Origin of the sequence: Streptomyces sp. NPDC057302 (genome assembly GCF_042667685.1) — a bacterium.
Taxonomy (GTDB): domain Bacteria; phylum Actinomycetota; class Actinomycetes; order Streptomycetales; family Streptomycetaceae; genus Streptomyces.
Window position 1 is genome coordinate 39,580 of sequence record NZ_JBHUZJ010000071.1, and the last position, 10,855, is coordinate 50,434.

At 72.2% G+C, this 10,855-nt stretch carries 10 protein-coding genes and 1 tRNA gene; 8 read left to right on the plus strand and 3 right to left on the minus strand.

Annotated elements, in window-relative coordinates; genetic code table 11:
• Positions 1–65: 65 nt before the first annotated feature.
• From ACFUPX_RS34310 to ACFUPX_RS34345, 8 genes are all read left to right on the plus strand, one after another.
• Entirely contained in the window at positions 66–824 is a 759-nt protein-coding gene (locus ACFUPX_RS34310; protein ID WP_383331797.1) for an IclR family transcriptional regulator, read from the plus strand.
• Positions 825–895: 71 nt separating this feature from the next.
• Positions 896–969, plus strand: a tRNA-Lys gene (locus tag ACFUPX_RS34315).
• A gap of 224 nt (positions 970–1,193) precedes the next feature.
• Positions 1,194–1,868: a DedA family protein gene (locus ACFUPX_RS34320; RefSeq protein WP_383331799.1), complete on the plus strand. Its 675-nt coding sequence runs from the start codon at positions 1,194–1,196 to the stop codon at positions 1,866–1,868.
• A 111-nt stretch (positions 1,869–1,979) separates the two neighbouring features.
• Positions 1,980–3,134 (plus strand): sensor histidine kinase, encoded by a 1,155-nt coding sequence (locus tag ACFUPX_RS34325; protein ID WP_383331801.1) that lies wholly within the window; start codon positions 1,980–1,982, stop codon positions 3,132–3,134.
• The gene (locus ACFUPX_RS34330) at positions 3,125–3,769 is read left to right on the plus strand and encodes a response regulator (RefSeq protein WP_383331803.1); all 645 of its coding nucleotides are present in this window, start codon (positions 3,125–3,127) and stop codon (positions 3,767–3,769) included. Before ACFUPX_RS34325 ends, ACFUPX_RS34330 begins: the two co-directional genes overlap by 10 nt.
• A 99-nt stretch (positions 3,770–3,868) precedes the next feature.
• The gene (locus ACFUPX_RS34335) at positions 3,869–5,101 is read left to right on the plus strand and encodes a sensor histidine kinase (protein WP_383331805.1); all 1,233 of its coding nucleotides are present in this window, start codon (positions 3,869–3,871) and stop codon (positions 5,099–5,101) included.
• Complete coding sequence (locus ACFUPX_RS34340) at positions 5,034–5,705, plus strand: response regulator (protein ID WP_383331807.1); 672 nt, start codon at positions 5,034–5,036, stop codon at positions 5,703–5,705. Before ACFUPX_RS34335 ends, ACFUPX_RS34340 begins: the two co-directional genes overlap by 68 nt.
• Before the next feature lie 145 nt (positions 5,706–5,850).
• Positions 5,851–8,031 (plus strand): MMPL family transporter, encoded by a 2,181-nt coding sequence (locus ACFUPX_RS34345; protein WP_383331809.1) that lies wholly within the window; start codon positions 5,851–5,853, stop codon positions 8,029–8,031.
• Here ACFUPX_RS34345 and ACFUPX_RS34350 read toward each other — a convergent pair.
• The 3 genes from ACFUPX_RS34350 to ACFUPX_RS34360 form a co-directional block, all read right to left on the minus strand.
• On the minus strand, positions 8,006–8,296 hold the full coding sequence (locus ACFUPX_RS34350; protein WP_383331811.1) for a hypothetical protein: 291 nt from the start codon (positions 8,294–8,296) through the stop codon (positions 8,006–8,008). The two genes, ACFUPX_RS34345 and ACFUPX_RS34350, sit on opposite strands and share 26 nt — an antisense overlap.
• A 94-nt stretch (positions 8,297–8,390) precedes the next feature.
• Positions 8,391–9,005 (minus strand): LuxR C-terminal-related transcriptional regulator, encoded by a 615-nt coding sequence (locus ACFUPX_RS34355; protein ID WP_383331813.1) that lies wholly within the window; start codon positions 9,003–9,005, stop codon positions 8,391–8,393.
• A gap of 23 nt (positions 9,006–9,028) precedes the next feature.
• Entirely contained in the window at positions 9,029–10,330 is a 1,302-nt protein-coding gene (locus tag ACFUPX_RS34360) for a sensor histidine kinase (protein ID WP_383331821.1), read from the minus strand.
• Between the last annotated feature and the right edge of the window lie 525 nt (positions 10,331–10,855).

Consider the following 10,855-nt stretch of genomic DNA (forward strand, 5'->3'; position numbering starts at 1 on the left):
GCCCCTTGGCGGCTATCGTGGGACAGAGCCCAGCTGTCCGGAACCGTTCCACGCAGGGGGAAGCCGTGGCGCTGAAGCACGAGCCGGCGACGCCGCAGCACTCGGTACAGAGCGCCCTGCGGGTGCTCGAAATCGTCGCCAAGCACAACACCGGCGTGACCGAGGCCGAGCTCGCCCGGCAGACCAAACTGCCCGCTTCCCAGCTCTCCGCCCTGCTGCGCATGCTGCGCCGCGAGGCATACGTGGAGCAGATCACCGACGGCGCGTACGTCACCGGTGAATCCCTCACCCGCCTCGGCTCGGCCCAGCGCCCCGACCAGACCCTGCGGGACAAGCTCAAGGGGACGCTCGACGGGCTGCGCGACTCGATCGGCGCGGCCGTCTACATCAGCCGGTACGAAGACGGCGAAATCAAGATCACCGACTTCGCGGACGGCCCCGAGACCCCGAAGGTCAACGAGTGGGTGGACTTCCGCTCCTCGGCGCACGCCAGCGCGGTCGGCAAGAGCCTGCTGACCCAGCTCGACCTGAACGGCCGCAGGGACCACCTCTCCCGCCACAAGATGGCCCGCCTCACCTCGCGGACGATCACGAACGAGCGGGTCCTGCTGAGCCACCTCGCGGCCCAGCCCGCCACGGTCCCGGTCCTCGACCTCCAGGAGTACGCGGTCGGCACGGTCTGCGCCGCGGTCCCGATCACCGCGGGCTCCGCGGTCGGCTGCCTCGCGCTCTCCCTGCCGGTGGAGCACGCGCACCGGCTGCGGGAAGCCGCCGAGACGCTCAATCGGGGGGCGGCGCCGGTGCTGCTCTCGCTGGCGATCTAGGGACGTACGGCCGGGGATCGCGGGCGGTCCTGAGCACCCTCCAGGACCAGGTATTATTTTCGAGTCAGCAGGCGCCGTTAGCTCAGTTGGTTAGAGCAGCTGACTCTTAATCAGCGGGTCCGGGGTTCGAGTCCCTGACGGCGCACTAGCGATTAGGTCGCTGACCTGGGGCTTCTCGGTTTTCCGAGAAGCCCTTTCGCGTTTCTCGCCTACCTTTCTCGGCTGTCCCGCACACCCCGCGACCCTGCGGAAAACCCCACCCCGGCCGACGGCAACCCGCGTACCGCCGGTGATCCACGGTTCCTAGCGTTGCCGGTGACACCCGGCGGCCGTACCGCAGCCGCCGTCCCGCCAGCTTGGAGAAACCGCATGGATCTCGTGACCCTCGCCCTGCCCCAGGAACCCGCGGGCGGCATCGCGGGCTGGGCGGCCGACCTCGTGGACACGATGGGCGGTCCGGGAGCCGGTCTCGCCATCGCCCTGGAGAACCTCTTCCCGCCGCTGCCCAGCGAGGTGATCCTGCCGCTGACCGGCTTCGCCGCCGGGCAGGGGGTGATCAGCCTGGCGTCCGCGCTGTTCTGGACCACGCTCGGCTCGGTGGTCGGCGCCGCCGTCCTGTACTGGATCGGCGTGCTCTTCGGCCGGGAGCGCATGCACGCCATCTGGGCCAGGCTGCCGCTGGTCAAGGGCTTCGACCTGGAGCGCACCGAGCGGTGGTTCGCCCGGCACGGCACCAAGGCCGTCCTCCTGGGCCGCATGGTGCCGATCTTCCGCAGCCTCATATCGGTTCCGGCCGGTGTGGAGCGCATGCCGCTGCCGGTCTTCCTGTCCCTGACCACGCTCGGCAGCCTGGTCTGGAACTCGGTGCTCGTGATGGCGGGTTACTGGCTGGGCGACCAGTGGGACGCCGTGGAGACCTACGTCGGGTTCCTGTCCAAGGCCGTCCTCGTCCTGGTCCTCGTCGCCATCGCCCTCTACGTGGTCACGCGCGTCCGGTCGAGGAAACAGCCGCAGACCCAGCCCCAGCACCGACGCACGCCCTGACCCGCGGCGATGACCGGCGACGCGACGGAGAGCCGCCCCCTTCCCGCAGAGGCTCCCGCCCAGGCCGGGCGATCTTGTCCCGGCGGTGCGCCGGCACTACTGTCGCCAAGCGTGAAGGGGGAGCAGGCAGATACGGACACGCATCCGCGCGTCCTTCGAGCCGCCGGTGTCCTGCTCGGCTGCTTCACCGCCCTGCTCGGCCTGCTGTACTTCATCCTGGCCGGCGCCCTGCTCGGCGCCTTCCTGCTGTGGCCGCGCACCCGCGGCCGGGCCCACGTCCTGCTCGCCACCGGGGCCCGCAGGCTCACCGCCCTTGAGCGCGGGCGGCGTTCGCTCTTCTTCCGCGACAGGTTTCCCGAGCACCACGCCTCCGATCAGCAGGTGCTGCGCTACCTCGCGGCCCGTACGTACACCGGACTGCTGTGCGGTGTCGTCGTCGGGCTGCTCGTCTTCGGCGTCGTCCTGGCCGGGCTGCTCGCCGCGGGCATCGCCCGGTCCACGCTGACCTGGCGGGAGTTGCTGGGCCAGGTGGTGCTCGGCGGCGTCCTGCTCTTCCTCGACGTACAGGGCCTGTACTCCCTTGCCGCCCTGGACGCACGCCTGGCCCGAGAGTGCTTCGGGCCCTCGGAGCGCGAGCTCCTGGAACGGCGCATCGACGAACTGGCCGCGAGCCGCGCCGCGGTGGTGCGGGCGGTGGACGCGGAACGGCGGCGCGTCGAGCGCGATCTGCACGACGGGGTCCAGCAGCGCCTCGTGGCACTGGCCATGCTGCTCGGCCGCGCCCGCCGCAGCAAGGTGCCCGAACAGGCGGACGCCCTCCTGGAACAGGCGCACCTGGAGTCCCGGGAAGTCCTCACCGAACTGCGCGAAGTGGCCTGGCGCGTCTATCCGTCGGCTCTCGACAACCTCGGTCTGCGGGAGGCGCTCGGCGGGGTCGCCGAGCGGTGCGCCATCCCGATACGGATCGAGTACGACGCCCCCGAACCGCTGCCGCCCGCCGTCGAGACGGCCGCCTACTTCGTCGTGTCCGAGGCCGTGACCAACGCGGCCAAGCACGCGTCGGCCGACGACATCCTCGTCAGGGTCACGGCGTACGACACGGTCCTCGCCGTCCTGGTCCGCGACAGCGGCGTCGGCGGCGCCGACCCGGCGGGCAGCGGTCTGTCCGGACTGCACGGCCGGGTGGCCGCGCTCGACGGCAGACTGATCGTCCACAGCCCCTCCGGAGGGCCCACCACCATCACCGCGGAGCTACCGTGCGCGTAATCCTCGCCGAGGACTCGACCCTGCTGCGAGAAGGGCTGATCCGGCTGCTCGCCGAGGAGGGCCACGAGGTGCTCGCCGGGGTGGGGGACGCCGTCTCGCTGCTGCGCGAGGTGGCGGCGCGGCGCCCGGACGTCGTGGTCACCGACATCCGGATGCCGCCGGACCACACCGACGAGGGGCTGCGCGCCGCGGTCGAGATCCGCGAGCGCTGGCCCGGGGTCGGCGTGCTCGTGCTCTCCCAGCACGTGGAGCGCAACTACGCGGCGCGGCTGTTGACTTCGAACGTCGAGCGGGTCGGCTATCTCCTCAAGGACCGGGTCGCGCAGGTCGACGAGTTCCTCGACTCGCTGGAGCGGATCCACGCCGGCGGAGCCGCCATCGACCCCGAAGTCGTACGCCAGTTGGTCATCCGCACCACGCACACCGACCCCCTGGCCCGCCTCACGCCCCGCGAGCGCACCGTCATCGAGGCGCTGGCGCAGGGCCACACGAACGCGGCCATCGCCCAGAAGCTGCACATCTCGCTGAGCTCGGTCGAGAAGAACCTCAACATGATCTTCGACAAGCTCGACCTCACGCACACCACCGGCTACAGCCGCCGGGTGCTCGCGGTGCTGCGGTACCTGGAGTCCTGACGCGCCTCGCCCTGCCCCACATATCCCCCGCACCGGTGAGGACAGCGCCGTCGGGCCGTCGGGATACTGGCACGGCCTCCTGCCCCGAGGAGCCGCCCGATGCGACGTCCCTTGCTCACGCTGTCCCGGCTGCGCACCACCCATCCCTATGTGGTGGACACCGCGCTCGCCGCCGTGGTGCTCTTCGCCGTCTCGCTCCAGTTCCTCTTCCCGGACGAGGGCGGCGACCCGTTGAGCGCGGGCGGGTTCGCCCTCGGTGCCGGGACGGCGGTGCCGCTGATCTGGCGGCGCCGCGCGCCCTTCGCGTGTACCGCCGTGATCGCCTTCTTCACGCCCGCCATGGCGCTCTACCACCGGCCGCCGCCGGACGTCTGCTTCGGCGGCATGGTCGCCCTCTACACCGTGGCCGCCCTGAGCACGCCCCTGAAACGGCGCTTCATGCTCGCGGGGTGGCTGGCGGGGGCGGCCGTCACCATGGCGTTCAAGGAGCACGCCGAGCCGTACGAGTACCCCTTCCACCTGCTCAGCCTCATCAGCGCGTACGCCTTGGGCGCCTTCGCCCGCGTGCAGCGCGCGTACACCGCCGCCCTGGAGGACCGGGCCCGGCGCCTGGAGCGGGAGCGGGCCACCGAGACGGCGCGGGCGGTCGGCCAGGAGCGGGCCAGGATCGCCCGCGACATGCACGACATCCTCGCCCACGCGGTGAGCCTGATGGTGGTCCAGGCCGAGGCGGGCCCCGTGGTCGTCCGCAGCGATCCGGACCGTGCGGTGGGGGCGTTCGACGCGATCGCCGGGGCGGGGCGTGACGCGATGGTGCAGCTGCGGCGGATCCTGGGCGTACTGAGAGAGCCGTCGGCCCCGGGCGGCGGCCGGGTCCCGCAGCCGACGCTGGCGGCCCTCCCGGAGTTGACCGCTCTCGTGGAACAGGCTGGCCTGCGCGTGGAGTTGAGAGGGAGCGGCACGTCCCGTCCGCTCGCGCCCGACGTCGAGGTGGCCGCGTACCGCATCGTCCAGGAGGCGCTGACCAACTGCGTCAAGCACGCGGGAGCGACGACGGCCGTCGTTCAGCTGGCCTGGTGCGACGGCGAGTTGAGGCTGCTGGTCCAGGACGACGGAGCCGGGACCTCCCCCTCGGCCGACCCGGGGCACGGCCTGGTCGGCATCCATGAGCGCGCCGCCGCCTGCGGTGGCACCGCCGAAGCCGGGAACGGCCTTGATGGTGGATTCCGTGTCGCCGTCACGCTGCCCACGGCATCCTTGGGGGATGAGCATCCGGGTGGTGGTGGCCGACGATCAGGAGCTGGTGCGCAGCGGCTTCTCCATGATCCTTGAGGCGCAGCCCGACATCGAGGTGGTGGCGGAGGCGGGTGACGGCGCGGAGGCGGTGGCCGCGGTGCGCCTGCACGCCCCCGACGTCATCCTGCTGGACATCCGCATGCCGGGGACGGACGGCATCGAGGCGGCCCGCCAGGTGTGCGCGCAGTCCAGCTGCCGGGTGGTCATGCTGACCACGTTCGACCTCGACGAGTACGTGTACGAGGCGCTGTACGCGGGGGCGAGCGGCTTCCTGCTCAAGGATGTCCGCAGGGACGACCTGGTGCACGCGGTGCGGGTCGTGGCGGCCGGTGACTCCCTGCTCGCGCCCACGGTGACGCGGCGCCTGGTGGCGGACGTGGTGCGGCGCCGCCGCACGGAGTCCGGCGCACCCGCCGTGTCGCCCTCCGAACGCCTCGGGGTCCTCACCGCCCGCGAGGAGGAGACGCTGCGGCTGCTCGCCCGGGGCCTTTCCAACGCGGAGATAGCGGCGTCGTTCGTGGTCAGCGAGCACACGGTGAAGACGCATGTCAGCAACGTCCTGTCGAAGCTCGCGCTGCGGGACCGGGTGCAGGCGGTGATCTGCGCGTACGAGACGGGGCTCGTCGTTCCGGGGAACTGAACCCTGCGGCCGCGCCTCCCCCGTCCGACGGAGAGCTGACCCGCGCGAGGGATCCCCCGAGACCCCTCCTCACGGCGATCCGCACCGGCCGGGCAGGCACGACGCTGGAGGGCGACCGCACTCCGCCCGATGAGGAGGGGCAGCCATGCTGACCGCTCTCGCCCGCACAGCCACCCAACGCCCCAAGACCGTCGTCCTCGTCTGGCTCCTGCTCCTCCTCCTGGGCCTCGGCTTCGGCACCGGCGTCTTCGGCGACCTGACCGCGTCGGTCGAGGACGTCCCCGGCAGCGAGTCGGTCCTCGCGGAGGAACGCCTGGCCGAACTCACCCCGGAGGGCGCGGACTTCACCGCCGTCGTGTCAGGCCCCGCTGTCGATACCCCGCGGCTGCGCGCCCAGGTGGGCGACGCGATCGCCGACGTACGCGGCCGGCCGGGCATCGCCCAGGTGCCGGACCCGTACACCACCCGAGGCCTGGTCGCCGAGGACGGCAAGGCCCTGCTCATCCCCGTCGTGCTCAAGGGCGGTCTCGACGACGACGCCGAGGAGGAGGCCGTGGGCGACGCGGCCGACCGCATCCGCGGGATCAGCGCCGGTGACGTGGCGGTGAGCGGTGGACCGCTGCTCGGTGAGCAGATGGGCGGCAGGGCCCAGGAGGACGTGGCGCAGGCCGAGTTGATCACCCTGCCCGCCGTGCTGATCGTGCTGCTGCTCATCTTCGGCGGCCTGCGGGCCGCCGGGCTGCCCCTCCTGGTCACCGTGAGCGGCGTCGCCGGCGCCTTCCTCACCCTCTACGGCTTCAGCCAGTTCACCGAGATCTCCGTCTACGCCGTGCAGATCGTCACCATGCTCGGCCTCGGTCTCGCCGTCGACTACGCGCTCCTGATGGTGATCCGCTTCCGCGAGGAGCGGGCGAAGACACAGGGAGTGGGGCACGGCGTGGCGCAGGCCGTGCACGCGACCGTCGCCCGCGCCGGGCGCACCGTCCTCTTCTCCGGTTTGACGGTGGCCATCAGCCTGTCGGGGCTCGTCTGGTTCCCCAGCCCGTTCCTGCGCAGCATGGGCCTAGCGGCCGGTGCGGTGGTCGTCGTCGACATGCTGGCGGCGCTGACGCTGCTGCCCGCGCTGCTCGCCCTGTTCGGCGGCAAGATCGCCCCGGCGGGGTCGAAGTCCCGTACGGGCAAGGGTTTTTGGGCCCGGTTGCGGGGGCCCGGCAGCGCGCCGCCCGCACCCGGTGCCTTCTTCGCCCGCCTCGCCCTCTTCTCCGCCCGGCGCCCCGTGGCCGTGACGGCCACCGTCGTCGCCGTACTGACCCTTCTCGCGCTGCCCGCCTTCGGGATGCGGATCAACATCGGGGATGCCCGGCAGCTCCCGCACGACACGGAGGCGCGGCAGTTGTACGACACCGCGCGCGAGCACTACCCGGCGGGCACGGACACCGACCCCGTCCAGGTGCTCATCGGGCCGGGCGCCGAACCCGGCCACGAGGACAGGATCCGGGCCCTGCCCGGGATCAGGACGGCCGACAGCGAGCGTCTCTCCGACGGCACGGTCCTGCTCGAACTGACGCCGACCGGTTCGGTCGACGGCCCCACCGCCACCCGGCTCGTGGAGCAGGTGCGCGACCTGCGGGGCGACGAGCCCGTCCGGGTCACCGGCAACGCCGCGAGCCTCGTCGACTTCCGCTCGATGCTCGCCGAGCGCGCGCCCTGGGCCGTACTCACCGTCCTGACCGGGCTGTTCGCCCTGCTCTTCGCCTTCACCGGCTCCCTGTTGCTCCCCCTGCGTACGCTCGCCACCACCCTGCTCAGCCTGGGCGCCTCGCTCGGCGTCGTGGTGTGGGTGTTCCAGGACGGGCACGGCGCGAGCCTGCTCGGCGGCGAGGGGCTCGGGGCGCTGAGCCTGACCGCACCGCCGCTGATCATCGCGATCGCGTTCGGCCTTGCCATGGACTACGAGCTGTTCATCCTGTCCCGGATGCGCGAGACATGGCTGGAGACCGGCGACCCGCACGCCGCCACCGTCGAGGGTCTTCGCCGCTCGGGCCGTGTCGTCAGCTGTGCGGCGCTGCTGCTCGCGATCGTCTTCGCCGGCTTCATGACCGGGGGCTTCGCGCCGATCCTGCAGATCGGGCTCGGTCTGACGCTCGCGGTGCTCATCGACGCGACCGTGGTCCGGATGTTCCTCGTCCCCGCGACGATGACGCTGCTGGGCCGCCGTGCCTGGTGGGCGCCGCCGCGGCTGCGGAAGATCCATCGGCGGTACGGGCTGCGCGAGGCGCCCTCTCCCGAGCGGGACCTCGTCAGGCAAGCACCACCCAGTCCATGAGCAGGGCGGCCACCAGGCCGACGGCGAGGAGATAGCTGCCGAGCCGGGTCCTTCCGCGCCTGCTGAGTTCGATCACCAGGCCGCAGAGGACGAGCAGCAGCCCGTACACCCCCACGACCAGGACGGACGACCGGCTCGCCAGGCGTACGGCGAGCACCACGGCCGCCGCGGCCATCAGCACCGAGGCCGCGGCGACCCGTATGCGCCGCGCCTGGCGCGGCGTGAGGCCTGCCCGGCCTGCCCCCATCTGGTCTGACGTGCTCATGGTTCAGGATCGTAATCGACGAGAACGGTGGCCACTGCAAGGATCGTCAGGTCGGTGGTTCTGAGCGGTGCGATCGTTCTGTTTCCGGGCGGGGCTACGCGCGGAGGTAGGCCAGGACCGCGAGCACTCTGCGGTGCGTTCCGTCTCCCGGCGGCAGGTCCAGCTTGCCGAGGATGTTGCCGATGTGTTTGCCCACGGCCGCCTCGCTGACGACCAGTTCGGCGGCGATCGACGCGTTCGACCTGCCTTCGGCCACCAGACCGAGCACCTCGCGCTCGCGCGGCGTGAGCTGTCCGAGGGGGTCGCGGCGGCGCCTGATCAACTGCCGTACGACCTCCGGGTCCACGACCGTGCCGCCCGCCGCCACCCGCGTCACCGCGTCGGCGAACTGCTCGACCTGGCCCACCCGGTCCTTGAGCAGATAGCCGACGCCGGTGCCGTCGCCGGTGTCCAGGAGTTCAGCGGCGTACGAACGCTGCACGTACTGGCTGAGCACGAGGACCGGGAGCTCCGGGCGTTCGCCGCGCAGGGCGAGTGCGGCGCGCAGGCCCTCGTCCTGGAAGGAGGGCGGCATGCGTACGTCGGTGAGGACGAGGTCCGGGTCGTGCTCCTGCACGGCGGCGCGCAGCCCTTCCGCGTCGCCGAGCGCGGCGGGCACTTCGTGGCCGAAGCGGGTGAGCAGGCCGATGAGGCCTTCCCGGAGCAGCACGCTGTCTTCGGCGACGACGATCCTCAGTCGGTGGCGCCTTTCTTGAGGTTCCTGGGGTCTGTGAGGTGCTGGGCTCGGCACGGGATCTCCACGGACAGGACGGTCGGGCCGCCGGGCGGGCTGGCGAGCGTCAGTGTGCCATCGAGCACCGCGATCCGGTCCGCGAGGCCGGTCAGTCCGCTGCCGTGGGCGGGGTCGGCGCCGCCCTTGCCCTCGTCGCGTATGCGGATGCGCAGGGTCTCGTGCTGATGGTGGGCCTCGATGCGGGCGCGGGGCGCGTCGCTGTGGCGGGCGATGTTGGTGAGGGCTTCCCGGGTGGCGAAATACGCGGCGGATTCGACGGCTTCGGGGAGGCGGGGCAGGCCGTCCAGGTCGGTGTCGACGGGGATCGGGGAGCGGTCGGCGGCGTCCTCGACGGCGGCGGCCAGACCGTAGTCGACGAGCACTTGGGGGTGGATGCCGCGGATGAGCTCCCGCAGTTCCGTGAGTACGTTCCCCGCTTCGGCGTGGGCCGTGGCGAGCTGGGCCGCGAGGGGGCTGCCGGGGGTGGCGTCGAGGCGGGCGAGGCCCAGGGTCATGGTGAGCGCGACCAGCCGCTGCTGGGCTCCGTCGTGCAAGTCCCGCTCGATCCGGCGCCGTTCTGCCTCGAAGGCGTCGACCAGGCGGGCCCTGGAGCGGGTCACTTCGGCGAGTTGGGCGTTCAGCTCGACGTCACGCGGGGCGAGGAGGAGGCGGGCCAGGGCGGCTCGGGCGGTGGCGTAGGCGCCGAGGGGGTAGAGCAGCGGGGCGAGTAGGGCGAGGCCGAGGAGGGCGGTGGCGAAGGCGTGCGGGTAGTCGCTGACCAGCCAGAGCTTCGCCGCGCGTATCTCGCCGCCGTCCAGGGCCAGTTGGGCGGGGGTGGCGATGAGGAGGGCGGGGGCGCCGAGGGTGCAGGCGAGTACGAGGAGGTCCAGCGGCCACAGGACGAGGGCGAGCAGCACGGCGTACGCGAGCTCGCGCCAGGTGGCCTGCTCCTTGAGGCGCAGCTTGAACCAGGCGGGGATGCCGGGGGCTTCGGGGGTACGGTGGGGGGTGGGGGCCGGGGGTGCGGGGTCGATGAGGGTGAGGCGGCGGCGTTCGAGTGCGGCTACGGGGATGCCGGCGAAGGTGAGGAGGGGGAGGAGGGGGAGGCCTACGAGCACGAGGGCGAGGGCAAGCCCGAGGCTGAGGCCGACCACCCCACCGACAAGAACAACCACCCCCAGCAGCACACCCCCGCCCAGATACCCCACACCCCTCCAGGGCGCACTACTCCGGAGATACGCCCCCGCCCCATGCCCCCACATCCCCACCCACACGCCTTCCCTGGCCATGGGGCCACGGTATGCGGGGCTTGGCTGTCTGTGGGGGGGTGGGGCTTTGGGAGGGCGCTGAGTGGCATCGGATCCGGGGGTGGGGCTCGGTCGTCTCTGGGGGGGGCGGGGCTTTGGGAGGGTGCTGGGCGGCGGAGCGGGGCCCGGCCGTCTGTGGGCGCTGGGCTGCTTCGGTTCCGGAGAGTGGGGGCTGTTCGTCTGTGGGGCGGGGCCGCGCCGGTATGTCCGTCCTCGCTATCGTCCGGTGGCCGCTCTGGTTCTTCGGCTAGGGAGCGCCGCGAACCGTGCTCCGGGCAGACATACCGGCACGTCCCCTCCTGAGCGTCGCCGACTGCGGGCGCATTCGGCCCGATCCCCTCCCCTGCAACTCTCCCCTCCCCCCCCACCCATCCGACGCACCCCGGGGCAATCGGGCGGGTGGGCGGGAAAGCTTGTTCGTCCAGGGGTGGATGCGGGGCAATCGGGCGGGTGGGTGGGAAGGCTTGTTCGGTCAGGGCT

Excerpts from the sequence above, each read along its gene's own strand:
- ACFUPX_RS34320 (WP_383331799.1), top strand. The coding sequence starts at position 1,194 with ATGGATCTCGTGACCCTCGCCCTGCCCCAGGAACCCGCGGGCGGCATC.
- ACFUPX_RS34335 (WP_383331805.1), top strand. The coding sequence starts at position 3,869 with ATGCGACGTCCCTTGCTCACGCTGTCCCGGCTGCGCACCACCCATCCC.
- ACFUPX_RS34340 (WP_383331807.1), top strand. The coding sequence starts at position 5,034 with ATGAGCATCCGGGTGGTGGTGGCCGACGATCAGGAGCTGGTGCGCAGC.
- ACFUPX_RS34345 (WP_383331809.1), top strand. The coding sequence starts at position 5,851 with ATGCTGACCGCTCTCGCCCGCACAGCCACCCAACGCCCCAAGACCGTC.
- ACFUPX_RS34350 (WP_383331811.1), bottom strand. The coding sequence starts at position 8,296 with ATGAGCACGTCAGACCAGATGGGGGCAGGCCGGGCAGGCCTCACGCCG.
- ACFUPX_RS34360 (WP_383331821.1), bottom strand. The coding sequence starts at position 10,330 with ATGTGGGGGCATGGGGCGGGGGCGTATCTCCGGAGTAGTGCGCCCTGG.